We start from the raw sequence: 22785 nt of genomic DNA on the forward strand, positions 1-22785 counted from the left end.
GTGCGCAGTTTAGCGCTTTGCAGCGTCCTTGGCTGCCTGCAGTTGGTCTTCTACCTGGGCGCAGCGCGGGCACAGGCAGGCTTTGTCACGCAGCTCGGCTGGCAGCGCTTCTAGTACCTGCGGGTCGATGCTGACGCCGTAGCACCAGCAGTCGTGCGTGGCGCTGCTGGGGTTGGCGAGGCTGCAGTGGTTGCGGGCACCACAGGCCGGGCAGAGGGTGCTGTCGTTCATGCGTGATCCGTGCAGACGCGGTTGCGCCCGCTTTGCTTGGCGCGGTAAAGCGCATGGTCGGCGCGGCCGATCAGGGTGTGTAGCGTATCGTCCGGCTGAAGGCTGCTCAAGCCGATGCTGACGGTTAGCTTGATGTTGGCATCAGCATAATTGAACGCCAGTTGCTCGGTTCTTTGGCGGATTTTTTCGGCAACGCTGATGGCTTGCTGATGCTCGCTGCCCTGGAGCAATACGACGAACTCTTCGCCACCCCAACGGCAGATGATGTCGGACACGCGCAGGCAGCTCTCCAGTACACGGGCGAACTGGCGCAGTACTTCGTCGCCTGCCAGGTGGCCGTAGGTGTCATTGAGGGCTTTGAAGTGGTCCAGGTCGAGCAGCAATGCCACCAGTGGCTTGGGCTCGCGCTGGGCTTCGAGCAAGGCCTGTGCGGCAAGCAGGTCGAAGGCTCGGCGGTTTGGCAGGCCGGTCAGGCTGTCGAGGGTGGCCAGGGACTGGATACGCTCGTGGTGACGCTTGATCATGGCATTGACCAACGACAGCACCACCAGGGTGATCATCGCGCAGATGGCCAGGTTGATGTACAGCGACTGGAGGATGCTGTCCAGGCGGCCATCTTCATGCTTTTCGACGAACAGGTACCAGTTCAGCTCGGGGATGAACCGGACGTTCAGGAACTGGTTGTGGCCGTCGGCACTCTGGTACTCGCGGCTTCCGCTCACCGGGAGCGGCATTTGTTGAGCCAGGTCGCCCAGCCCTTTGACTTCGCTCAAGTGTTGCCCGGCCCGCATGCCCTGGGGGCCACCGTCCGATCCGGTGACCACGATGCGCCCCTGGCGATCGGCAAAGTAGATGCTGCGCTTGTAGCGTTTCTGGTAGTCGTCGATGCACTTGATGACCGATTCGAGGCTTAGCCCGACACCGGCGGCACCGATGAAGTTGTTCTGGTAATCAAGGACTTTGTAGTTGATGAAGATGGCCATGTTGTCCTGGTTGGCCATGTCCAGGTCGACGTTGATTTCATAAGGCGCATCGAGGCTTCGAAGGCGGAAGTACCAGGCGTCACGGGCCTCCTGCAGGTCGATCTGCTTGAGTACGCCGTGGGACTGAAAATAGGTGTGGGTAAGGTCTGAGACGAAAAACGCGGTGTAGGCACGATTGCGAGCCATTACCTCGTTCAGGTAGCGGGTCATGCGCTCAGGCTCGTGTTCACCCGCCAGTACCCAGTCGCGCAGGAAGGTGTCGTTGGCCATCATCGATGAGATGAGGATGGGGCGCACCAGGTCTTTCTGAATTTCCGAATAGAGGGTATCGGAGGTCAGTGGCAGCTCGGTATTGATGATGTTGTCACGGATCGAGCTGCGTGAGGCGAAGTAGCTGAGCAGGGAGGTCGCCAGAAAGCCGCAACCCAACAGCAGGAGTAACGCCAGGATCAGCGAACGTTGTGAAAACAAGGCAGAACGAGGCGGCATGGCATTTCCGTTGCTGGTACCAGTGGCTTGTATTCTAGTGGTCTTGGAAAAAAATAACTGGATGATTTTTAAGGCTATAAGCCTTGTATCAAATTATTTCATTTACGGCACTGGGTGCTTTTTTACCTGTCTGATGCTGTGCCGGTCGATGATTATCGATCGACGCCGACCAGCGCCGCTGGGATGTGCAGTTTCGCGGTCCAGGAGGCCGCCATGTATCGCCGACTTTTGCTGATCGTAGTGTTGGGTTCATTAATGGCTGCGTGCGTACCTTATGGAGACCATGGCTACTACCGCAACGACGTGTACACCGTAGATCGTTACCCCTATCGGGACTACGACCGGCCTTCCTACTCGTATGGCCGAGGCTACTATGTGGTGCCTCAGCAGCGTTATTACGCGCCTGAGCCGCGTTACTACCGAGCCGCCCCCGAGCCTTACTACAATCGTTACCAGGGGCGTGGTTATGACGCCCGTTACCGTCATGACGAGCATGGCTACCGGGATGTCTCTCGCCGGGATCGTGATGGCGGTCGGGGTTATGACCGTGGCCAGGCGCATGACCGTGGCCGGGGTCAGGATTATGGGCGCGGCCAGGAGCATGGCCGGGGTCAGGATTACGGGCGCGGTCAGGAGCATGGCCGGGGTCAGGATTACGGCCGTGGTCAGGATCATGGCCGTGGTCAGGACCGGGATGGCAGGTCAGATCGCAACTGGAACCGCTGATATCTCCTAGGCACTTGGAAGGCACCGCCTTGCGCGGGCTTGCCTGCAACGGCACCTACATGAGCGGCTGTTGCAGGTCAGCCAGCGGATGGCGGCCTTCCCATACCTTGTGAAAGTGCGCCTCGACCACCGCAGCAGGTATATGGCTGATGTCTGGCCAGTGCCAGTGCGGCTTCTGGTCTTTGTCGATCAGGCGAGCGCGTACCCCTTCGGCGAATTCCGGGTGGCGGCAGCAGTTCAGGCTGATGGCGTATTCCATTTGGAATACCTGTGCCAATGACAGGTGCCGTGCACGAGCAATCTGTTGCCAGACCAGTAAGGCAGTGAGCGGGCAACCCTCAAGCATTGTTTGTGCGGCACGGTCGAGCAGGATGTCGGGTTGATGTCTTAGCTGGGCGATGGCGCGCCAGGCACAGACGGGATCACCGACATCAAGCAGGGTGTCCAGGTGCTGACGGCGAGGCAACCATTGAGCGGGCGGCAGGGCATGCAGCGCTTCCTGTTGCAGGGCTTTCAACAGGCTGTTCAGTTGCATGGCGGATTGCTCCTGCCAGTTCAATTGCAGCAGGCCTTCTATCAGGTTTTCTTGTTGATTCGGGTTCATGAAACGGTCGGCCAACCCCAGGTCCAGCGCATCGTGGGCGTTGATCGGTGCGCCGGTCAGGCCCAGAAAAAGGCCCAGCTTGCCGGGCAGGCGCGAGAGGAACCAACTGCCGCCGACGTCCGGGTACAAGCCAATGCTGATTTCTGGCATGGCCAGGCGGCTGTTCGGGGTGACGATACGCACGGCGGCTGCTTGCAGCAGGCCCATGCCGCCCCCCAGCACATGGCCGTGACCCCAGCACAACAGGGGTTTGGGGTAGGTGTGCAGGCAGTAGTCCAGGCGATACTCGGCGGCAAAGAAATGCGCGGCCATCGGCGGTACTTCACCGGGTCGGTCAAGGCAGGCCTGGGCCAGGCTGCGGACCTCGCCGCCGGCACAGAAGGCCTTGTCGCCGTTACCCCGCAGCAGCACGCAGACGATTCGAGGGTCTTCAGCCCAGGCCTGCAGGTGCGTGTACAGCGCCTGAACCATCGGCAGTGACAACGCATTGAGTGACTGCGGCGCATTCAGGCTGGCGATTCCGATGCCAGCGCCATCTGCACCGCTCAATACTTCAAACTCCACGCTCATGGGGAGGCCTCAATAGGTTCATCCCGAAAGTATGGTCGTTGCTGGTGATCGTGCCGGTCGTCGGTCGGATCGATTGACAAGCACGAACGGGTTTCCTAGTGTCCGCCCCATTGTTTTTTGGATGACACCATGACCGACGACGACCGCATCAAACTCGAACCCAGCTGGAAGCAGGCCTTGCGCAGCGAGTTCGACCAGCCCTACATGCAGGAACTACGGGATTTCCTGCGCCAGGAGCATGCTGCAGGCAAAGAGATCTACCCGCCAGGCCCGATGATTTTCAATGCGCTGAACTCCACGCCGCTGGACAAGGTCAAGGTGGTGATTCTGGGCCAGGACCCGTATCACGGCCCCGGTCAGGCTCATGGCCTGTGCTTTTCGGTACAGCCAGGTACGCCGATACCACCGTCGTTGCTCAACATTTACAAAGAACTGCAGCGCGACCTGAACATCGATATCGCCAGTCATGGTTGCCTGCAGCATTGGGCGGAACAGGGGGTGTTGCTGCTCAATACCACCATGACCGTCGAACGTGGCACTGCGGCATCCCACGCGAACAAGGGCTGGCAGCATTTCACTGACCGGGTCATTGAAGTGGTGAGTGAGCACCAGCCAAACCTGGTTTTCCTGTTGTGGGGCGCGCACGCGCAAAGCAAGCGCAAGTTGATCGATGCGACCAAGCATTTGGTCCTGACCTCGGTGCATCCATCGCCTTTGTCGGCGTACCGCGGCTTTCTCGGGTGTGGCCATTTCAGTCAGACCAATCGCTTCCTGGAGCAGCGTGGCCTGATGCCTATTGATTGGCGTCTGCCGACCGCCTGAGGCTTTTCCGGCACGCTTGGATGGTGCTGAAATACTGCCTGTGTGTTGCGCAAGCCGGGCGGGTTCCCGGATTGCGCAGGGCGCATGTCACTCGGTGTGCCGGGTCCAGTGGTGAAACAAGGGTTCTGCCAGAAACAGTACAAATAGCAGGCGCATGACCTGCAGCGCCGTTACCAGTGGCACCGACAGTTGCAAGGTTTCGGCGGTCAGGCTCATTTCCGCAATGCCACCCGGCATCATGCCCAGGGTCAGTGAGCGCAGATCGAGGTGGGTGGCGAGGCTCAAGGCCCACGCGGCCATACCCGCGATCAACATGCTCAATGAGGTGGCGATCAGTGTCCGCCCGAGAAACGACGGGGCGCGGCGAAAGAACGCCCGGTTGAAGTGACAGCCCAGGCCGCTGCCAATCAGCCATTGGCCGATTTGGCTGGCGCCGTCTGGCAAGCCGATCTGCAGGTTCCAGCCAATGCTGACACTGGCGGCGACCAGCAATGGGCCGAACAACCAGGGGTTGGGCTGGTGCAGCCGTTGCCATGCCCACGCCACTAGCCCACCCAGTGGGAGTACCACAGCCAGCCAGTGCCAATCGACATTGCCGGTGTGCTGCAGCGGTACACCGTCGCCGAGCAGGAACTTGAACGCGGCTGGCACGCACAACACTACCACCAGCACCCGTAGGCTTTGTGCCGCTGCGACCTGGCTGAGGACCGCGCCATTGCTGGCGCCAAGGTTGACCATTTCCCCCGAGCCGCCCGGCATGCTTGAGAAGAATGCCGTGGCCCGATCCTCGCCGGTACGACGCAACAGCCAGACCCCGACCACGCTGGACAGGCTGGTAAGCAATGCACCGAAGAAGATCAGGCCGAAGTGGCTCGCCACCTGTTCGACGACCGTCGGGGTGAAGTGCAGGCCGATGCCTATACCGATGATCCATTGCCCACCTTTACGGCCACCCGGGATCTCTTTCAGTTGCCAGGGCGTCAGGCAGCGTATCAGGATGACGGCCAGCAGTGAGCCGACCATCCAGGGCAATGGCCAGCCGACCTGGCTGGCGAGAAAACCGCCTGACAGGCCGACCAGTACCGTTGCCCACCCGCCATGTCGTGCTGAATCAGGCATCGGCCAAGACTCGTCGTTGTACGCTGCGTTTGCGCCAGATACGCAGCAACGGCAGTACCAGCATGAACGCAGTCAGTACCCATACCGAAAGGCTGATCGGGCTGGCCCAGAGGATGTCCAGTGCACCGTTGGAAATTGACAGCGCCCGGCGCAGGTTCTGTTCCATCAGCCCGCCGAGGATGAAGCCGAGCAGAATCGGTGACAGCGGGAAGTCGAGCTTGCGCAGGATATAGCCGAAGATACCGATGCCGATCATCAGGAACAGGTCGAAGGTGGTGGCGTGGACGGCATACACGCCAATGGCGGTAATGATCGCAATCACCGGCACCAGCGCCCAGTTCGGTACTGCAAGGATGCGGGTGAACAGGCGGATCATCGGGATGTTCAGAATGACCAGCATGATGTTGGCGACGAACAGCGACGCGATCAGGCCCCAGACGATATCGGGCTGTTGTTCGAACAGCAGTGGCCCTGGGGTGATGTTGTACAGGGTCAGGGCGCCGATCATCACGGCGGTGGTGCCCGAGCCAGGTACGCCGAGTGTCAGCATCGGTACCAGAGCACCGCAGCAGGATGCGCCAATCGCCGTTTCAGGCGCGGCCAGGCCGCGTTTGTCGCCTTTGCCGAAGGTACCGCTGGCGCCAGCGATGCGTTTTTCGGTCATGTAGGCCACCGCACTGGCCAGAGTCGCGCCAGCACCCGGCAACACGCCCATGATGAAGCCGAGCAGGCCGCAGCGAATGTTCACCACGAACACCGAAGCCGCTTCCTTGAGGTTGAACAGCATGCGTCCGGTGGCTTTTACCGCCTCATGCCCATGGTGGGTTTTTTCCAGCAGCAGGAGAATCTCGCTGATGGAAAACAGGCCCAGTACCAGAACGACGAACTGGATGCCGTCGGCCATGTGCACGCTGTCGCCGGTGAAGCGGTACACACCGCTGTTGGCGTCAATCCCGACACTGGACAGGAACAGGCCGATCAAGGCTGCGATGAAGGTTTTCAGCGGCCTGTCCCCGGCCATGCCGCCCAGGCAGACGATGGCAAAGACCATCAGCACGAAGTATTCCGCGGGGCCGAAGGCTATCGCCCATTTCGCCAATAACGGCGCGAACAGCACCATGCCGCAGGTGGCGATCAGTGCACCGATGAAGGAGCTCCAGGCGGACAGCGACAAGGCCACCCCGGCCAATCCTTGCCGTGCCATGGGGTAGCCGTCGAGGGTGGTCATTACGGTGGAGGCTTCGCCCGGAATGTTGAGCAGGATCGAGCTGATTCGCCCGCCGTATTCGCAGCCCAGGTACACCGCTGCCAGCAGGATCAGTGCCGACTCCGGCGGCAGGCCAAGGGCAAAGGCAATGGGGATCAACAGGGCTACGCCGTTGATCGGCCCTAGGCCAGGCAGCAGGCCGACCACGGTGCCGATCAGGGTGCCTGCCAGGGCGGTGACCAGGTTGTAGGGGCTCAGGGCGACGCCGAAGCCTTGGCCCAGATAGCTGAGGGTATCCATGTCAATTCTCCAGAACGTCGAGCAGGCCAAGGGGCAGCGGTACATCCATTACCCGGTCGAACAACACGTACAGGGCAATGCTCATCACACCGATGATGGCGACGCTGGGCAGCCAGCGGCCTCCGTACAGGCGCGCCATGGGGACACCAATCAGGAGGCTGCTGAGGATGAAACCCAGCGGCTCGAAGGTGGCGGCGAAGACCAGCAACAGCAGCACGCAGACGCCTATCTTGGTCAGCGTGGCGTGATCCAGCGCCGGTTCATCGTCACTGTGCACAATGGGTGTGGGGCGAAACAGCAGGTAGAGCAGTGCGGCGCTCATCAGGCCAAGCATCAGCAACGGATAGGCGCGAGGGCCGACCGGTTCGTACGAAAAGGCGGCCTGGTAAGGCCAGGCCATCACGGCCAGGGCGGCGCACACCGCCAACAAAACGAAGGCGAAGAGTCGTTGCAGGATCATGGTGAATCCTCTTTGGGGCAGGCAGGGGATCGCTGGCAACGCTGGCGCCCATGGGCGGTGGTGCAGGCGCCTTGCCAGCGATACGCTTTCTGGATAAACGGGTTACTGAACCAGGCCGAATTCCTTGGCCAGGGCCTTGTAGTCCGCCACCTGTTTCTTCACGTAGGTGTCCAGTTCATTGCCCGTCAGGGCGAAGGGGAAGAGTTCGCGCTGATCACGCAACGTGGCGAAGTCTTCAGAGGCCAGCAGTTTGTCGAAGGCGTCCTTCCACCAGGCATATTCTTCGTCAGTGACCTTCGGCCCCAGGTAGAAGCCGCGTACTACGGGCCAGACAATGTCGTAGCCCTGTTCCCTGGCCGTCGGGATGTCTTTCATTTCCGGCTCGTCCAGGCGTTTTTCGGCAAATACCGCCAGCAACCGCATGTTGCCGCTCTGGATGTGCGGCATGGAGTCGGAGATGTCCGTACTGCCGACCTGAATGTGCCCGCCGAGCAGGGCCGTGGCGATTTCACCACCACCTTCCAGTGCCACGTAACGCAGGTCCCGCGGGTTGATTCCGGCCGCCTTGGCGATCAGTGCGGTCTGCATCCAGTCCTGGCTGCCGACGGTACCGCCCGAGCCGATGACCACTTTGCTCGGGTCTTTCTTCAGTGCCGCGACCAGGTCGTCGAGGGTCTTGTAGGGGGAGTCGCTTTTCACCGCGATGGCGCCATAGCTGGTGCCGACCGCTGCCAGCCAGCGCACGGCGTTCTCATCGAAACGACCGAATTTTCCCTGGGCCAGGTTCAGCAGCGAGCCGCTGGACCAGGCAACCAGGGTGCCAGCATCGGCGGGGCGCTGGGCAACCACGGCGTTGTAGGCCACCGCGCCGACGCCACCGGGCATGTAGGTCACACGCATCGGTTTAGTGAGGATTTTCTCGTTGACCAGCGCGCTCTGTACCAGCTTGCAGGTCAGGTCGAAACCGCCACCGGGCGAAGCCGGGGCGATGCATTCAGGACGTTTCGGTTCGCCAGCCAGGACGTGGCCGGCCAGTAACAGGCAGCTAGTGGCAAGGGCGATACGGCGCAGGGAAAAGGTCATTGTCATTCTCCTCGAACATTGTTGTTATTGGACTTACCACAGCGCCACGTTGTAGCTCACCAGCAGCCGCACTTCGTCGGCGTCACGGGCGAAAGACGAACGATAGGTGGCATTGCGCAGGCGTATGGCGACGTTCTTGAAGGTGCCGCTCTGGACCACGTACTTGAACTCGCTGTTGCGCTCCCATTCCTTGCCCTCGCCCCCGTTGGCCAGGCTGACATTGTCGCCGTTGACATAGCGACTCATGAAGGTCAGGCCAGGAACCCCAAGTTTGGCGAAGTCATAGTCGTAGCGCACCTGCCAGGAGCGTTCATCGGCGCCGGCGAAGTCGTTGATCTGGACGAAGTTCACCAGGTACGGGTCGGAGCCGTCGACATACGGGAACGCACTGTCGCCTGACATGTGCTGGTAGGCGGCGCTGAGTTTATGACCGTTCAGGGCATAGCTGAGCAGGCCATTGAGTGCGGTGTTGTCGATCTTGCCACCACGGGCCTGGCCTTGGTCATCGCTGAAGGCCATGCGCAGGTCGGCGCCGAACGTACCTGGGCCCATCGGCTGGCTGGCGAGCATGCCGACGAAGTGCTGGCGGTACACATCGTCGAGTTGGGCGTAGTGGTAGCTGCCGGTGATCCGGTCGGTGAGTTTGTAGTCCAGGCCGGCCAGGTCGAAGTGGTTGCCGGCGACGGTGCCGAGAAAGCGACCGTTCTTGTTGTTGAGGGCGATATCTTCCTTGTTGGTGTCGTCGCGGTCCTTGGCCTTTTCCAGACGGCCGCCAGTGAAGGTCAGGTTCTTGATTTCCCTGGAGGACAGCAGGCCACCCTCGAAGGTTTGCGGCAGGATGCGCCCGTCATTGGGCTGCAGGGTCGGCAGTTCGGGAATCAGCGTGCCGAGCTTGAGCTCCGTGGCGGAGATTTTCACCTTGGCGGTCAGGCCGAGCTTGGAGTACTCATCGGCAGCATAGCCATTATCGTGGGTGGGCAGCAGGCCGGTGCCGGTGCGGTCGGGGCTTGAGTCGAGCTTGATACCGAGCATGCCGAGTGCATCGATGCCAAAGCCTACGGTCCCTTCGGTGTAACCGGACTCCAGGTTGAGCATGAAGCCCTGGGCCCATTCGTCGCGTTTGGATTGCTGGGCGCTGGTGCCATCGCGAAAGTCACGGTTGAAGTACATGTTGCGTGTTTCGAAGCTGGCACTGCTGTCTTCGATGAACGCGGCCTGGCTCAGCGGTGCAACGCCGGCAAGGGCAAGTGCGCTGGCAACGGCGGTAGGACGGGTACGCAAATGACGGGTAGGCGCGAACGCCTGCAGCTGCATCGACAGCATTGAGGAACACTCCGTTATTGTTCTTATTAGTGCGAGCTTTAAAGTTCGCTTTTCGGCTTCCAGAGAGGGCCGTGAAAGGATGCTATGACCTGAAGCTTTCACTAACCTTTCAATGCACTTTCATTGCATCGATGGCTTCACAGTCGCTGTCTCGGCTGTACACTCCGCGCCATTGACCGCGACGCAACCGGGGAGAAATCGATGCGTGTTCTACTGGTCGAAGACCATCTGCAACTGGCTGAAAGCGTGGCCCAGGCGCTTAAGGGCATCGGCTTGACCGTCGATGTTTTGCACGATGGCGTGGCCGCTGACCTGGCCCTGGCCAGTGAGGAGTACGCGGTGGCCGTGCTTGATGTCGGCTTGCCGCGCATGGATGGTTTTGACGTACTGGCGCGCCTGCGCGCGCGCGGCAAGAACCTGCCGGTGCTGATGCTGACGGCGCGCAGTGACGTCAAGGATCGGGTGCATGGCCTGAACCTGGGCGCCGATGATTACCTGGCCAAGCCGTTTGAGTTGAGTGAGCTGGAAGCGCGGGTGAAGGCGCTGCTGCGTCGCACGGTATTGGGGGGCGAGCGCCAACAGCGCTGCGGGCCTCTGGTCTATGACCTGGACACCCGGCGCTTCACCCTGGGCGATGAGTTGTTGACGCTGACCTCCCGCGAGCAGGCAGTGCTTGAAGCGTTGATCGCCCGACCGGGGCGGGTCATGAGCAAGGAGCAACTGGCGGCGCAGGTGTTTGGTCTGGACGAGGAGGCCAGTGCTGACGCCATCGAAATCTACGTGCACCGCCTGCGCAAGAAGCTTGATGGGCAGCCAGTGGCCATTGTGACCTTCAGGGGGCTCGGCTATCTGCTCGAGCATCGCGATGCGTGACACGGGCAGCCTGCGCGGGCGGCTGTTGTGGAACCTGGCACTGCTGCTGGTGGTGTTGATGCTGGCCAGCGGCCTGAGTGCCTATTGGAACGGTCGCGAGGCTGCCGACACGGCCTATGACCGCACGCTGTTGGCGTCGGCCCGAACCATTGCTGCCGGCCTGTCCCAGCGTGATGGCACGTTGAGCGCCGATGTGCCTTATGTGGCGTTGGACACCTTTGCCTATGACAGTGCCGGGCGTATTTACTATCAGGTCAACGATATTCATCAGCGTTTGATCTCCGGTTACGAAAACCTGCCACCACCGCCGCCGGGTACTCCGCGCACCGATGACTATCCGGCGCTTGCGCGTTTTTACGATGCCCAGTACCTGGGGCAGGATGTGCGTGTGGTCAGCCTGCTCAAGGCCGTGAGCGAGCCGAACATGAATGGCATGGCCGAGATTCGGGTCGCGGAAACTGAAGAGGCACGGGTGCGCATGGCCCGCAGCCTGATGGCCGACACGTTGTTGCGGCTGGGCATGCTGGCAATCGGTGCCCTGTTTCTGGTGTGGTTTGCGGTGAGTGCTGCACTTCGTCCGCTGGAGCGTTTGCGTCGCGCGGTGGAAGAGCGCCAGCCGGACGACCTGCGACCACTGCCACAGGTACAGGTGCAGCGAGAGCTGGGACCGCTGGTTCGCGCCTTGAACCACTTCACTGAGCGCCTGCGCGGGCAGTTCGAGCGCCAGGCGCAGTTCATTGCCGAGGCGGCCCATGAGCTGCGCACACCGCTGGCAGCGTTGAAGGCAAGGGTCGAATTGGGGTTGCGCGCCCAGGAGCCACAGGTGTGGCGTGACACCCTGGAAGCATCAGCTCAGAGTACTGACAAGCTGACCCATCTGGCCAATCAGTTACTGTCCTTGGCGCGGGTGGAGAATGGTGCCCGGGCGATTGCCGAAGGCGGGGCACAGTTGCTCGATCTCAGTCAGTTGGCGCGCGAACTGGGCATGGCCATGGCGCCATTGGCGCATGCCCGTGGTGTGGCGCTGGCACTTGAGGCGCCGGTTCCCGTGCAGTTGCGTGGCGAACCCACATTGCTCAGCGAGCTGCTGAACAACCTGTTAGACAACGCTTTGGCCCATACGCCGTCTGGCGGCAATGTGATTCTGCGGGTCATGGCGCCTGGGGTGTTGGAAGTCGAGGATGACGGCCCTGGAATCCCGGCGGCAGAGCGTGAACGGGTGTTTGAGCGGTTCTACCGGCGTGGTGCGCAAGGCACCGGGCTGGGGTTGGCAATCGTCGGTGAAATCTGCCGTGCGCACCTCGCCCACATCAGCCTGCACGATGGTGCGGGAGGTGGCTTGAAAGTGCGCGTCAGTTTTACCCCAGGTTAGCGGAACATGTGCCGAGCACTCAGCAGGTCGGCGCTCAGCAATTGGGTATTGGCTGGCAGTTGCAGGTGGCTGAAGGCCGGCAGGCTGGCCAGGGGACGCTCGCGACCGCTGGTGTCGCTAATGGCACGAGCAATCTGGACGATGTCGACGTAATCAATCTGCGGGGTGCGGCGGTCGAGGTCCTGGGCCAGGCTTGGCAACCTGGCCAGTTGCTCGGGAAACTCCCATACGCTGAGGATCTTGTCGCCGAGCACTGGATGAATCTGCTCGATGATGTGATTCAGGCAGACCGGATCGGACAACAGTTCGTTGTGTTCTTCGGCATAGGTGAGGATGGGCAGCACGCCTATCTGGTGAACCAGCCCGGCAAGGGCGCCCTGATCTGGCTTCAGGTTGGTGAAGCGCACGCATATCTCGTAGCTGATGCCCGCAACTTCCAGGCTTTTTGCCCAGATTTCCCGCATTTTCTGTTCGACGACTTCTGAGCGTGCGTGGAAGATCTGTTCGATCACCAGGCCAATGGCCAGGTTGCAGCTGTAGTTGATGCCTAGCCGGGTGATCGCTGCCTGCAAGTCGGTGACTTCGCAGGACGCACGCAGCAACGGGCTGTTGACCACCTTGATCAGGCGCGCCGACAGGGCTGCGTCACGGCGGATCACCTTGCTCAGGGTGCTGACGCTGATCTCGCTGTCTTCGGCCGCTTCGCGAATGCTCAGGGCCACTTCTGGCAGCGTCGGCAGCACCAGGTCGTCATTGTCGATGGCGGTGAGCAATTGGGCTTCAACCGTCTTGGCCAGCGTGTTCATCGTGATTCTCTACCGCATTCAATGATGGCCCTGTCGTTCAGGTCGGCAGGGCTGGGCTGGCTCAACGCTGGATTTCGCGGTCGCGGTCCAGTTCATAAGGTAATGACAGCAACTGCAGGCTGGGGCCTTCAAGGCTGTTCAGGTGCAGGTTACCGTCTTCAGCAGCATCGGCCTGAAGGACTGCCAGCAGTTCAGCGCCATGCTCGCTATGGGCTGCCAGCACCACCTCGCCTACGGACGAGGCGTGTACCGGAGAAAACAGTGCACTGCCAGGCTCTGGCAATGGGCCGTCATTCAGTGCCAGGCGGTACAGGCGGCGCTTGAGCTTGCCCAGATACTGCATGCGCGCGACGATTTCCTGGCCGGTGTAGCAGCCTTTCTTGAAGCTGACGCCACCTACGGCTTGCAGGTTGATCATCTGTGGAATGAACAGCTCACGGGTCTGTGCCATGACCTGGCCAATACCGGCGCGTACCTGGCCGAGCAACCAGTCGTTCAGGTCGCCTGCTGCCAGATGAGCGGTCAGGTGATTGCGGACCTGATCGGCGCGTGTGGCCGGGCACCAGAGTTCAATGCGGCCTTCCGAGATGGCAATCGCCAGAAGCTCGTCATGGGCAACGATTTCGTCGGTCTTGGCTGGCGCGGTAATGCCAAGCTCTTGCAGGGCCTGTTCGCCGTGGCTCAGGCCGAAGCGAACCCAGTCGGCGCTTTCGTCAGTGAGCCTGGCTTTGGAGAACACCGCGTATTTCTTGAGGTCCGCCAACTGCGGCTCGATCAGTTCGCTGGCCATGGCCAGTACATAACCGTCACCGTGTGGCAGGATGCGGAAGCTCGATTGCATGCGGCCCTTCTGCATGCAGCGGGCACCCAGGCTGGACGTGTGTTCATTGAGATAATTGATGTTGCAGGTCAGTTGCCCTTGCAGGAACTTGCCGGCGTCCGAGCCGCGGACGGCGAGGACGCCCTCATGAGACAGAGTGCAGAAAAAAGCTGAATCGGCCATGGGTCATCGCAGGGTGATAAGACTGGGGCTCATCATAGAGCGCCGTTGGGAAAATAGGTAGGTGAACTAGACCAATGCCTTGTGCCGGGTGTTGGCTACCCTTGTATACTGGCGGCCTATTTGAGGAGGGCTCCATGGTCGAACAATCTGAACTCAACCGGCTCTTTTGGCACAGCCGCCGTGGCATGCTTGAGCTGGACGTACTGCTGGTGCCGTTTACCCAGGAGGTCTATGCGACCCTGAGCGAAGCGGACCGCGAGTGCTACCGCAATCTGCTGGCTTGCGAAGATCAGGACATGTTCGGCTGGTTCATGGAACGCACCGAGTCCGAAGACCCTGAGCTGCAGCGTATGGTTCGCATGATTCTGGACCGTGTCCAGCCCAAGTGACCGCTTCGAGTGTCGCTGGCAAGCCTCCCGAGGGTTGCTGGCGGCCTACGTGTTCGGCCAGCTGTCGGCGCTGCTTGCCCTGATTCTGCTGGACCTTCCCGTTATCGTGCGCCTACTCGGTGCGGCCTTGTGCGTGTTGCATGGCGTCTGGGTATTGCCGCGACATGTCGTATTGAATCACCCCAGTGCCTTCACCCGGCTGCGTCGGGATACCCATGGCTGGCATTTGTGGAGCCCGGCGCAGGGCTGGCAGTCGGTGCAGTTGTGCCGTGACAGCCTGGCGTTGCCGGGTTTGGTGCTGCTGCGCTTCAGGCGCAGAGGGCGCCGCTGGACGGAAAGCCTGTGCATTCCCTTCGACGCGCTGGAGCCGGTTCAGCACCGGCGCCTGCGCGTGCGACTGAAGTTCAGTCGGCGTAGGTGGGCGGCAGCAGAATAGTGTCGCGGGCGTCCTTCAGCATCTCTGGATAGTCCAGTGTGTAATGCAGGCCACGGCTTTCCTTGCGTTGCATGGCCGAGCGAATCATCAGCTCGGCGACCTGGGCCAGGTTGCGCAGTTCGATCAGGTCGCGGCTGACCTTGTAGTTGCTGTAGAACTCATCGATTTCGTCGAGCAGTAGACGCACCCGGTGTTCGGCGCGCTGCAGGCGCTTGTTGGTGCGCACGATGCCGACGTAGTCCCACATGAATCGCCGCAATTCGTCCCAGTTGTGCGCAATGATCACATCTTCGTCCGAGTCGGTGACCTGGCTGGCATCCCAGCACGGCAATGCTGCCGGCATGCTTACCTGGCCCAGCTTGCTGATGATGTCGGCGGCGGCCGAGCGCCCATACACGAAACACTCGAGCAGCGAGTTGCTGGCCATGCGGTTGGCGCCGTGCAGGCCGGTGAAACTGGTCTCGCCAATGGCGTAGAGGCCAGGTACATCCGTATGGCCCTGTTGGTCGACCAGTACGCCGCCGCAGGTGTAGTGAGCGGCCGGGACTACCGGGATCGCCTGGGTGGTGATGTCGATGCCAAAGGTCAGGCAGCGTTCGTAAACGGTGGGGAAGTGGCTTTTGACGAACTCGGCGGGTTTGTGGCTGATGTCCAGGTAGACACAGTCTGCCCCGAGGCGTTTCATCTCATGGTCGATGGCGCGGGCGACGATATCCCGTGGCGCCAGTTCGGCGCGTGGGTCGAAGCGCGGCATGAAGCGCTCACCGTTGGGCAGTTTGAGCAGTGCGCCTTCGCCACGTAGCGCTTCGGTAATCAGGAAGCTCTTGGCCTGCGGGTGATACAGGCAGGTCGGGTGGAACTGGTTGAACTCAAGGTTGGCGACTCGGCAGCCCGCCCGCCAAGCCATGGCGATACCGTCGCCGCAGGCACCATCGGGGTTGCTGGTGTAGAGGTAGACCTTGGCGGCGCCCCCGGTAGCCAGCACGGTAAAGCGTGCGCCGTAGGTGTCGACTTCGCCTGTCGAACGGTTCAGGACGTAGGCGCCCAGGCAGCGATCACCGTCCTGGCCCAGGCGCCGCTCGGTGATCAGGTCAACCGCGACCCGCTGCTCAAGCAGCTCGATGTTGGGGCGCAACCGGGCCTGGGCGAGCAGGGTGGTAAAGATTGCTGCGCCGGTAGCGTCGGCGGCATGAATGATGCGGCGGTGGCTGTGGCCGCCTTCACGGGTGAGGTGAAACTCGAAACCGCCGTCGTCGACGCCGGCATGCTCGTCACGAGTGAAAGGTACGCCTTGATCGATCAGCCACTGGATGGCTTCGCGGCTGTGTTCGACCGTGAAACGCACGGCATCTTCATGGCACAGCCCGCCGCCAGCGTTGAGAGTGTCCTCAACATGAGACTGCACGGTATCGGTGTCGTCGAGCACGGCGGCTACACCGCCTTGGGCCCAGAACGTCGAGCCGTTGGCGAGCTCGCCTTTACTGAGAACGGCAATGCGCAAGTGCGCTGGCAGGGTGAGTGCCAGGCTCAGGCCGGCAGCGCCGCTGCCAATCACTAGGACGTCATGTTGAAACTGTTGGCTCATGTCTGGAACTTCCGCGCGGGGCGACCAAGAGGGCGTGGGTGCCCCCTAGTATATAAAGAGGGGGATCGGCACAATAGTCAGGCTTTTATGGCATTGTGAAACTATCGTGAATCGAAATGGGCAGTCTTTATAACAGCCCAATACCCGGTTTTTCCATGCTATCTGCCGATTTTGCGTATGAGGTATCCCAGTCGGCAGCGGGAACTTTCCTTGAATTTCGGATATCCATAGAAGGCTGCCTGCATCACAGGGCGCCGCGTCGATGGCAGGCAGGGCTTGGGTTAGCCGCTTTGCCCATGTCTTCGACGACCAGACTACCGACGCAGCCGGCGACGACCGTGCGGCGTTTTTCGTGCGGGCTGACGACAGGCTGCAGGAAACTTGCTTGGAGGGGGAGAACTTTTGCGAAAAGCCCGAGTCTATGTTTGCAAGCCTGAGCGATGGCTGTTGCAGCACTCCTCCAGGTCCACCGAGGAGTATTCATGCTAACCCAGGAAGAGGATCAGCAACTTGTCGAGCGCGTACAGCGCGGCGACAGGCGAGCCTTCGATCTGTTGGTGCTGAAGTATCAGCACAAGATTCTCGGGTTGATCGTGCGTTTTGTGCACGACACCCATGAAGCCCAGGATGTGGCCCAGGAAGCGTTCATCAAGGCGTATCGGGCACTGGGCAATTTTCGTGGTGACAGTGCGTTCTATACCTGGCTTTACCGCATTGCCATCAACACGGCAAAGAATTACCTGGTGTCGCGCGGTCGGCGGCCACCAGACAGCGATGTAAGTTCCGAGGATGCGGAATTTTACGACGGCGATCATGGTCTCAAGGATCTCGAGTCCCCAGAACGCTCGTTGTTGCGTGATGAGATCGAAGACACTGTTCATCGAACCATCCAGCAACTGCCAGAAGATTTGCGTACAGCGTTAACTTTACGTGAATTCGATGGTCTGAGTTACGAGGACATTGCGAGTGTCATGCAGTGTCCTGTGGGTACCGTGCGCTCCCGAATATTCCGCGCTCGGGAGGCCATAGATAAAGCCCTGCAGCCTTTGCTGCAGGAAACCTGAGACAGCGGCGACAGCCAAGAGAGGAACCGCCATGAGTCGTGAAGCTTTGCAGGAATCGCTGTCCGCGGTAATGGATAACGAAGCGGACGAGTTGGAGTTGCGTCGGGTATTGAATGCCGTCGACGATTCCGAAGCCCGTGCCACCTGGTCGCGGTATCAGGTTGCTCGCGCAGCCATGCACAAGGAATTGTTGGTGCCGCAGCTGGATATCGCTGCTGCCGTGTCGGCAGCGCTGGCCGACGAAGCGACGCCAATCAAGGTTTCTCGTAGCCCATGGCGCAGTCTGGGGCGTCTTGCGGTTGCTGCCTCGGTAACAGTTGCCGTGCTGGCAGGTGTTCGTCTTTACAACCAGGACGAGATCACCGGTGCCCAATTGGCGGCCCAGCAACCTCAGCAAGGCCTTTCTGTGCCACAAGTGCAGGGTCCTGCTGTTTTGGCAGGCTATAGTGAAAGTGCCGATCAGCCAGGGCCGATGGCCAATGGTGTGTTGCAGGGGCAAGCCGGCTGGCAGGATCAACGTTTGCCAGGATACTTGCGTCAGCATGCCCAGGAAGCAGCCCTGAAGGGTACTGAAAGCGCCTTGCCTTATGCCCGTGCGGCCAGCCTGGAAAATCGCTAAGTAAGTAAGGAGGATCATGCGCGCGCTACCTCTCATACCGCTCCTGCTCGGTGTATGGTTGACGGGCCCGGCGTTTGCCGCCAATTCCTCCACGGAGGCTGCCGACTGGCTGAGTCGCTTGGCGAAAGCCGAGCAACGACAGAGTTATCAGGGCACCTTCGTCTACGAACGTAACGGCAGTTTCTCTACCCACGAGGTCTGGCACCGCGTTCAGGATGGCAAGGTCAGTGAGCGTTTGGTGCAGCTCGATGGGGCGGCTCAGGAAGTCGTGCGTGTTGACGGCATCACCCGCTGCGTGAGCGGGGCCTTGCTGGCGGAAGTGAGCAGTGTGCCGGCCGTGCCCGGTCGCGTGCTTGATCCGCTGAAGCTGATGAACTGGTATGACCTGGGCATTGCTGGCCATTCGCGTGTCGCCGGCCATGACGTCACCATCGTGACTCTCAGTCCGCGTGATCAGCATCGTTATGCGTTTGAACTTCACCTTGATCGGGACACCGGCTTGCCTCTCAAATCATTGATGATCAATGACAAGGGGCAGTTGCTGGAGCGTTTCCAGTTCACGCATCTGGACACTGCCAATGGGCCGAGTGACACTCAGTTGCAGCCCAGTGATAACTGCAAACCGGTTGAGCAGGCTTCTGTAGAGGCTGTCGAGCGTGCGACAGGCTGGCGCTCGGACTGGTTGCCGCCAGGGTTTGAACTGGTCAACAGCTCGGTACGTAAAAGCCAGAACGGAAAAAGAACCGTCAGTAGCCTTATGTATGACGATGGGCTGGCGCGCTTCTCGGTGTTTGTCGAGCCTTCTGGCGAGGGTGGCGCTGTCGATGCGCGCACCCAGCTTGGGCCGACGGTCGCTGTTTCGCGTCGCTTGACGACACCCAAGGGGGATATGGCCGTGACCGTTGTCGGTGAAATCCCTATTGGCACGGCGGAGCGCGTGGCGTTGTCGATGCGTGCGCAGGAGGCCCAGGCCAAGCAATGATCACGTTCTTGGATGTACAAGGATGAGTGGCGCAACGACCAGGGACTGACATGATTGGTAAGCTTTGCAGTTTGCAAAATCTGATGGAATTTTCTATAGGTCAGACCTTTCGGGGTCTGGCCTTTTCTGCTGTTGCAGCATCAAGAATGCCTATGCATCCAGCCTGTCCGTCGCCTTCGCGGGTGCCGCCGGGCTTCTTGCGTTCGCAGGTCCCTACTGCTTAACCACGCTTGTTGTGACGGGAGCCGTATGTCAATACCACGCTTGAAATCGTACCTATCGTTGTTCGCCGCCGTGCTGATGCTCGGTCAGGTGGTCACCGCACAGGCTGAAGCTCTGCCGGATTTCACTACCCTGGTCGAGCAAGCTTCGCCGGCGGTGGTCAATATCAGTACCCGGCAGAAAATGCCGGATCGTCAGCTCGCCGGTGGGCAGATGCCCGATCTGGAAGGCTTGCCGCCGATGTTCCGTGATTTCTTTGAGCGCAACATGCCCCAGGGGCCTCGCTCGCCGCGCGGCGATCGCCAGCGCGAAGCGCAGTCGCTGGGGTCGGGCTTCATTATCTCCAGCGATGGCTATGTACTGACTAACAATCACGTAGTGGCCGATGCCGACGAGATCATGGTTCGTCTGTCAGACCGCAGTGAGTTCCAGGCCAAAGTTGTGGGCACCGACCCGCGTACCGATGTTGCGCTCTTGAAAATCGATGGCAAGAACCTGCCAACCGTCAAGCTGGGTGACTCGGAGAAGCTCAAGGTCGGTGAGTGGGTACTGGCTATTGGTTCGCCGTTCGGCTTCGACCATTCGGTGACCAAGGGTATCGTCAGTGCCAAGGGGCGTACGCTGCCTAACGACACCTATGTACCGTTCATTCAGACTGACGTGGCCATCAACCCGGGCAACTCCGGTGGTCCGCTGTTCAACATGAATGGCGAGGTGGTCGGGATCAACTCGCAGATCTTCACCCGCTCCGGTGGTTTCATGGGCCTGTCGTTCGCGATCCCGATCGATGTGGCACTGGATGTCTCCAACCAGTTGAAGAAAGACGGCAAAGTCAGCCGTGGCTGGTTGGGCGTGGTCATTCAGGAGGTCAACAAGGATCTGGCAGAGTCGTTCGGCCTGGACAAACCGGCCGGTGCGCTGGTTGCCCAAGTGCTTGAGGATGGCCCGGCCGCCAAGGGTGGCCTGCAGGTGGGTGACGTTATCCTGAGCCTGAACGGTCAGCCGATCATCATGTCCGCTGATCTGCCGCACTTGGTGGGTGGCCTGAAAGAGGGTGCCAAGGCCAGCCTGGAAGTGGTCCGTGACGGTAAGCGTCGTAACCTGGACGTTACCATTGGTGCACTGCCGGATGATGATCAGGAAGTTGTTGCCAGTGCCAACGGTGGCGTCGAGCGTAGCAGCAACCGCCTGGGGGTTTCCGTGGCGGACCTGAATGCCGAGCAGAAGAAGGCGCTGGACCTGAAGGGCGGTGTCGTCATCAAGGAGGTTCAGGACGGTCCGGCTGCAATGATTGGTCTGCGTCCGGGGGATGTGATTACCCATCTGAACAACCAGGCGATCATGTCGGCCAAGAGCTTCACTGAAATTGCCAAGGAACTGCCGAAGAACCGTTCGGTGTCCATGCGCGTGCTGCGTCAGGGCCGTGCCAGTTTCATCACCTTCAAGTTGGCTGAGTAAGCCCGGTTGATCGAAAAGGGCGGCCTGGCCGCCCTTTTTTGTGTCTTTGGCAAGGCTCAAGCCCTCTGTAGTCGCCTGTCTGGCCGGCGATGGCGGTGCATACCGTCGCCTTTTGGGCATAAAACGCATCGCCGGCGGGGGGTGTTCCTACAGCGCAAAATCGTTGTTCACGTGACGCCCATGCCGAGCATCAGGTACAATTCCCGGCTATTTTTCGGCGGGCCTCGTTCCGCAGCCTTTTTGAGTGTTGACCCGTGAGTGATTTGAGTCATATCCGCAATTTCTCCATCATCGCCCACATTGACCATGGCAAGTCGACGCTGGCCGACCGCTTCATCCAAATGTGCGGCGGCCTGTCCGCGCGTGAGATGGAAGCCCAGGTACTCGATTCCATGGACCTGGAGCGCGAGCGCGGGATCACCATCAAGGCTCACAGCGTCACGTTGCACTACAAGGCAAAGGACGGTGTCACTTATCAACTGAACTTCATTGATACCCCTGGCCACGTCGACTTCACCTATGAGGTCAGCCGTTCGCTGGCCGCCTGTGAAGGTGCCTTGCTGGTGGTCGATGCTGGCCAGGGCGTGGAAGCCCAGTCGGTTGCCAACTGCTACACCGCCATCGAGCAGGGCCTTGAGGTCATGCCGGTCCTGAACAAGATGGACCTGCCTCAGGCTGACCCGGAGCGGGTCAAGGAAGAAATCGAGAAGATCATCGGTATCGACGCTACCGACGCCGTTGCCTGCAGTGCCAAGAGCGGTCTGGGTGTGGAAGAGGTGCTTGAGCGCCTGGTGCACACCATTCCTGCACCGACCGGTGATATCGAAGCACCGCTGCAAGCCCTGATCATCGACTCCTGGTTCGACAACTACCTGGGCGTTGTGTCCCTGGTGCGTGTACGCCACGGTCGTGTGAAGAAAGGCGACAAGATTCTGGTCAAGTCGACCGGCAAGGTCCACCTGGTGGACAGCGTCGGTGTATTTACCCCGAAACATACCCAGACCGTCGACCTCAAGGCCGGTGAAGTGGGCTTCATCATCGCCAGCATCAAGGACATTCATGGTGCGCCAGTGGGCGATACCCTGACCCTGAGCTCAACCCCTGAGGTTGAGGTGCTGCCAGGTTTCAAACGGGTTCAGCCACAGGTTTATGCTGGCCTGTTCCCGGTCAGTTCCGATGATTTCGAAGATTTTCGAGATGCATTGCAGAAGCTGACCCTGAACGACTCGTCGCTGCAGTACTCGCCGGAAAGCTCCGATGCACTGGGCTTCGGCTTCCGTTGCGGCTTCCTTGGCATGCTGCACATGGAGATCATCCAGGAGCGCCTGGAGCGCGAATACGACCTGGATCTGATCACCACCGCGCCAAGCGTAATCTTCGAGGTCAAACTCAAGACCGGCGAAACGATCTACGTTGATAACCCGTCGAAACTGCCGGATATCTCTGCAGTCGAGGATTTCCGTGAGCCGATCGTGCAGGCGACCATCCTCGTGCCTCAGGAGCACCTGGGTAACGTCATTACCCTGTGCATCGAGAAGCGCGGCGTACAGCGCGACATGCAGTTCCTCGGTTCGCAAGTACAAGTGCGCTACGATTTGCCGATGAACGAAGTGGTTCTGGACTTCTTCGACCGCTTGAAGTCCACCAGCCGTGGTTATGCGTCGCTGGACTATCACTTCGACCGTTATCAGTCGGCGAACCTGGTAAAACTCGACGTGCTGATCAACGGCGACAAGGTCGACGCCCTGGCCCTGATCGTGCACCGTGACAATGCGCACTACAAAGGTCGTGCATTGACCGAGAAGATGAAAGAACTGATTCCTCGGCAGATGTTCGATGTGGCCATCCAGGCCGCCATTGGCGGGCAGATCGTCGCACGGACTACTGTCAAGGCGCTCAGAAAGAACGTACTGGCTAAATGTTACGGTGGCGACGTGAGCCGTAAGCGCAAGCTGTTGGAAAAACAGAAGGCCGGTAAGAAACGCATGAAGCAGGTCGGCAACGTGGAAATTCCACAAGAAGCCTTCCTGGCCGTGCTCAGGTTGGATAGCTAGGTCCT

The 22785-nt window shown here is 60.3% G+C and carries 22 protein-coding genes; 11 read left to right on the forward strand and 11 right to left on the reverse strand.

What is annotated here, in order from left to right; all coding sequences use genetic code 11:
* Window positions 1-9: 9 nt before the first annotated feature.
* Both IE038_RS12180 and IE038_RS12185 read right to left on the reverse strand, forming a co-directional pair.
* The gene (locus IE038_RS12180; RefSeq protein ID WP_189395697.1) at window positions 10-231 is read right to left on the reverse strand and encodes a cysteine-rich CWC family protein; all 222 of its coding nucleotides are present in this window, start codon (window positions 229-231) and stop codon (window positions 10-12) included.
* Window positions 228-1703 (reverse strand): sensor domain-containing diguanylate cyclase, encoded by a 1476-nt coding sequence (locus tag IE038_RS12185; protein WP_189395698.1) that lies wholly within the window; start codon window positions 1701-1703, stop codon window positions 228-230. The genes IE038_RS12180 and IE038_RS12185 overlap by 4 nt, the downstream gene beginning before the upstream one ends.
* A 213-nt stretch (window positions 1704-1916) precedes the next feature.
* Between IE038_RS12185 and IE038_RS12190 the strand changes: the two genes are divergently transcribed.
* The gene (locus tag IE038_RS12190; protein ID WP_189395699.1) at window positions 1917-2429 is read left to right on the forward strand and encodes a hypothetical protein; all 513 of its coding nucleotides are present in this window, start codon (window positions 1917-1919) and stop codon (window positions 2427-2429) included.
* 55 nt (window positions 2430-2484) lie between these two features.
* Here IE038_RS12190 and dspII read toward each other — a convergent pair whose 3' ends face one another.
* Complete coding sequence (dspII, locus tag IE038_RS12195) at window positions 2485-3603, reverse strand: enoyl-CoA hydratase/isomerase DspII (protein WP_189395700.1); 1119 nt, start codon at window positions 3601-3603, stop codon at window positions 2485-2487.
* Window positions 3604-3732: 129 nt separating this feature from the next.
* On the opposite strand from dspII, the gene ung reads away from it, so the two are divergent.
* Entirely contained in the window at window positions 3733-4425 is a 693-nt protein-coding gene (gene ung, locus IE038_RS12200; protein WP_163937554.1) for a uracil-DNA glycosylase, read from the forward strand.
* Window positions 4426-4512: 87 nt separating this feature from the next.
* Here the strand turns inward: ung and IE038_RS12205 are convergent, their stop codons facing one another.
* The 5 genes from IE038_RS12205 to IE038_RS12225 form a co-directional block, all read right to left on the reverse strand.
* Window positions 4513-5544: an AbrB family transcriptional regulator gene (locus IE038_RS12205; protein ID WP_163937552.1), complete on the reverse strand. Its 1032-nt coding sequence runs from the start codon at window positions 5542-5544 to the stop codon at window positions 4513-4515.
* A complete protein-coding gene (locus IE038_RS12210; protein ID WP_163937549.1) occupies window positions 5537-7051 on the reverse strand; it encodes a tripartite tricarboxylate transporter permease in 1515 nt (504 codons plus the stop codon). The genes IE038_RS12205 and IE038_RS12210 overlap by 8 nt, the downstream gene beginning before the upstream one ends.
* A 1-nt stretch (window position 7052) precedes the next feature.
* Complete coding sequence (locus tag IE038_RS12215; protein ID WP_163937546.1) at window positions 7053-7511, reverse strand: tripartite tricarboxylate transporter TctB family protein; 459 nt, start codon at window positions 7509-7511, stop codon at window positions 7053-7055.
* 102 nt (window positions 7512-7613) lie between these two features.
* Window positions 7614-8594 (reverse strand): Bug family tripartite tricarboxylate transporter substrate binding protein, encoded by a 981-nt coding sequence (locus IE038_RS12220; RefSeq protein WP_065761112.1) that lies wholly within the window; start codon window positions 8592-8594, stop codon window positions 7614-7616.
* Between the two features lie 33 nt (window positions 8595-8627).
* A complete protein-coding gene (locus IE038_RS12225) occupies window positions 8628-9917 on the reverse strand; it encodes an OprD family porin (protein ID WP_163937544.1) in 1290 nt (429 codons plus the stop codon).
* A 201-nt stretch (window positions 9918-10118) separates the two neighbouring features.
* On the opposite strand from IE038_RS12225, the gene IE038_RS12230 reads away from it, so the two are divergent.
* Together IE038_RS12230 and IE038_RS12235 are read left to right on the forward strand one after the other, a co-directional pair.
* Complete coding sequence (locus IE038_RS12230) at window positions 10119-10790, forward strand: response regulator (protein WP_163937542.1); 672 nt, start codon at window positions 10119-10121, stop codon at window positions 10788-10790.
* Window positions 10783-12162 carry a sensor histidine kinase gene (locus IE038_RS12235; protein WP_163937539.1) on the forward strand — a complete coding sequence of 460 codons (1380 nt, stop codon included), beginning with the start codon at window positions 10783-10785 and terminating at the stop codon, window positions 12160-12162. Before IE038_RS12230 ends, IE038_RS12235 begins: the two co-directional genes overlap by 8 nt.
* Here the strand turns inward: IE038_RS12235 and IE038_RS12240 are convergent.
* The gene (locus IE038_RS12240; protein ID WP_163937536.1) at window positions 12159-12968 is read right to left on the reverse strand and encodes an HDOD domain-containing protein; all 810 of its coding nucleotides are present in this window, start codon (window positions 12966-12968) and stop codon (window positions 12159-12161) included. The genes IE038_RS12235 and IE038_RS12240 overlap by 4 nt on opposite strands.
* A 61-nt stretch (window positions 12969-13029) precedes the next feature.
* Window positions 13030-13971, reverse strand: coding sequence for a CAF17-like 4Fe-4S cluster assembly/insertion protein YgfZ (gene ygfZ / locus IE038_RS12245; RefSeq protein ID WP_163937533.1), 942 nt, complete (start codon window positions 13969-13971; stop codon window positions 13030-13032).
* Between the two features lie 134 nt (window positions 13972-14105).
* On the opposite strand from ygfZ, the gene IE038_RS12250 reads away from it, so the two are divergent.
* Together IE038_RS12250 and IE038_RS12255 are read left to right on the forward strand one after the other, a co-directional pair.
* Window positions 14106-14360 (forward strand): FAD assembly factor SdhE, encoded by a 255-nt coding sequence (locus IE038_RS12250; RefSeq protein ID WP_065761106.1) that lies wholly within the window; start codon window positions 14106-14108, stop codon window positions 14358-14360.
* Complete coding sequence (locus IE038_RS12255) at window positions 14344-14796, forward strand: protein YgfX (RefSeq protein WP_163937530.1); 453 nt, start codon at window positions 14344-14346, stop codon at window positions 14794-14796. The genes IE038_RS12250 and IE038_RS12255 overlap by 17 nt, the downstream gene beginning before the upstream one ends.
* Here the strand turns inward: IE038_RS12255 and nadB are convergent.
* Window positions 14765-16381, reverse strand: coding sequence for an L-aspartate oxidase (gene nadB / locus IE038_RS12260; protein ID WP_163937527.1), 1617 nt, complete (start codon window positions 16379-16381; stop codon window positions 14765-14767). The two genes, IE038_RS12255 and nadB, sit on opposite strands and share 32 nt — an antisense overlap.
* 482 nt (window positions 16382-16863) lie before the next feature.
* Between nadB and rpoE the strand changes: the two genes are divergently transcribed.
* The 5 genes from rpoE (at window position 16864) to lepA (ending at window position 22780) form a co-directional block, all read left to right on the forward strand.
* A complete protein-coding gene (rpoE, locus tag IE038_RS12265; protein ID WP_065759360.1) occupies window positions 16864-17445 on the forward strand; it encodes an RNA polymerase sigma factor RpoE/AlgU in 582 nt (193 codons plus the stop codon).
* A gap of 31 nt (window positions 17446-17476) precedes the next feature.
* Complete coding sequence (locus IE038_RS12270; RefSeq protein WP_163937524.1) at window positions 17477-18064, forward strand: RseA family anti-sigma factor; 588 nt, start codon at window positions 17477-17479, stop codon at window positions 18062-18064.
* A gap of 16 nt (window positions 18065-18080) precedes the next feature.
* Window positions 18081-19046, forward strand: coding sequence for a MucB/RseB C-terminal domain-containing protein (locus tag IE038_RS12275; protein ID WP_163937521.1), 966 nt, complete (start codon window positions 18081-18083; stop codon window positions 19044-19046).
* A gap of 300 nt (window positions 19047-19346) precedes the next feature.
* Window positions 19347-20726: a DegQ family serine endoprotease gene (locus IE038_RS12280; protein WP_407682248.1), complete on the forward strand. Its 1380-nt coding sequence runs from the start codon at window positions 19347-19349 to the stop codon at window positions 20724-20726.
* 254 nt (window positions 20727-20980) lie between these two features.
* A complete protein-coding gene (lepA, locus tag IE038_RS12285) occupies window positions 20981-22780 on the forward strand; it encodes a translation elongation factor 4 (protein ID WP_065759356.1) in 1800 nt (599 codons plus the stop codon).
* Window positions 22781-22785: the final 5 nt, after the last annotated feature.

The sequence above is a fragment of the Pseudomonas laurentiana genome, assembly GCF_014648275.1.
In the GTDB taxonomy this organism is placed as follows: Bacteria; Pseudomonadota; Gammaproteobacteria; order Pseudomonadales; family Pseudomonadaceae; genus Aquipseudomonas; species Aquipseudomonas laurentiana.

What these genes read in the sequence shown, in the direction of transcription:
- IE038_RS12280 (WP_407682248.1), top strand. Translation starts at nt 19,347, where the DNA reads ATGCTCGGTCAGGTGGTCACCGCACAGGCTGAAGCTCTGCCGGATTTC.
- IE038_RS12235 (WP_163937539.1), top strand. Translation starts at nt 10,783, where the DNA reads ATGCGTGACACGGGCAGCCTGCGCGGGCGGCTGTTGTGGAACCTGGCA.
- ygfZ (WP_163937533.1), bottom strand. Translation starts at nt 13,971, where the DNA reads ATGGCCGATTCAGCTTTTTTCTGCACTCTGTCTCATGAGGGCGTCCTC.
- IE038_RS12250 (WP_065761106.1), top strand. Translation starts at nt 14,106, where the DNA reads ATGGTCGAACAATCTGAACTCAACCGGCTCTTTTGGCACAGCCGCCGT.
- IE038_RS12230 (WP_163937542.1), top strand. Translation starts at nt 10,119, where the DNA reads ATGCGTGTTCTACTGGTCGAAGACCATCTGCAACTGGCTGAAAGCGTG.
- IE038_RS12185 (WP_189395698.1), bottom strand. Translation starts at nt 1,703, where the DNA reads ATGCCGCCTCGTTCTGCCTTGTTTTCACAACGTTCGCTGATCCTGGCG.
- IE038_RS12275 (WP_163937521.1), top strand. Translation starts at nt 18,081, where the DNA reads ATGCGCGCGCTACCTCTCATACCGCTCCTGCTCGGTGTATGGTTGACG.
- IE038_RS12270 (WP_163937524.1), top strand. Translation starts at nt 17,477, where the DNA reads ATGAGTCGTGAAGCTTTGCAGGAATCGCTGTCCGCGGTAATGGATAAC.
- IE038_RS12205 (WP_163937552.1), bottom strand. Translation starts at nt 5,544, where the DNA reads ATGCCTGATTCAGCACGACATGGCGGGTGGGCAACGGTACTGGTCGGC.
- ung (WP_163937554.1), top strand. Translation starts at nt 3,733, where the DNA reads ATGACCGACGACGACCGCATCAAACTCGAACCCAGCTGGAAGCAGGCC.
- IE038_RS12215 (WP_163937546.1), bottom strand. Translation starts at nt 7,511, where the DNA reads ATGATCCTGCAACGACTCTTCGCCTTCGTTTTGTTGGCGGTGTGCGCC.
- IE038_RS12180 (WP_189395697.1), bottom strand. Translation starts at nt 231, where the DNA reads ATGAACGACAGCACCCTCTGCCCGGCCTGTGGTGCCCGCAACCACTGC.
- IE038_RS12210 (WP_163937549.1), bottom strand. Translation starts at nt 7,051, where the DNA reads ATGGATACCCTCAGCTATCTGGGCCAAGGCTTCGGCGTCGCCCTGAGC.
- rpoE (WP_065759360.1), top strand. Translation starts at nt 16,864, where the DNA reads ATGCTAACCCAGGAAGAGGATCAGCAACTTGTCGAGCGCGTACAGCGC.
- nadB (WP_163937527.1), bottom strand. Translation starts at nt 16,381, where the DNA reads ATGAGCCAACAGTTTCAACATGACGTCCTAGTGATTGGCAGCGGCGCT.
- IE038_RS12240 (WP_163937536.1), bottom strand. Translation starts at nt 12,968, where the DNA reads ATGAACACGCTGGCCAAGACGGTTGAAGCCCAATTGCTCACCGCCATC.
- IE038_RS12220 (WP_065761112.1), bottom strand. Translation starts at nt 8,594, where the DNA reads ATGACCTTTTCCCTGCGCCGTATCGCCCTTGCCACTAGCTGCCTGTTA.
- IE038_RS12190 (WP_189395699.1), top strand. Translation starts at nt 1,917, where the DNA reads ATGTATCGCCGACTTTTGCTGATCGTAGTGTTGGGTTCATTAATGGCT.
- IE038_RS12225 (WP_163937544.1), bottom strand. Translation starts at nt 9,917, where the DNA reads ATGCTGTCGATGCAGCTGCAGGCGTTCGCGCCTACCCGTCATTTGCGT.
- dspII (WP_189395700.1), bottom strand. Translation starts at nt 3,603, where the DNA reads ATGAGCGTGGAGTTTGAAGTATTGAGCGGTGCAGATGGCGCTGGCATC.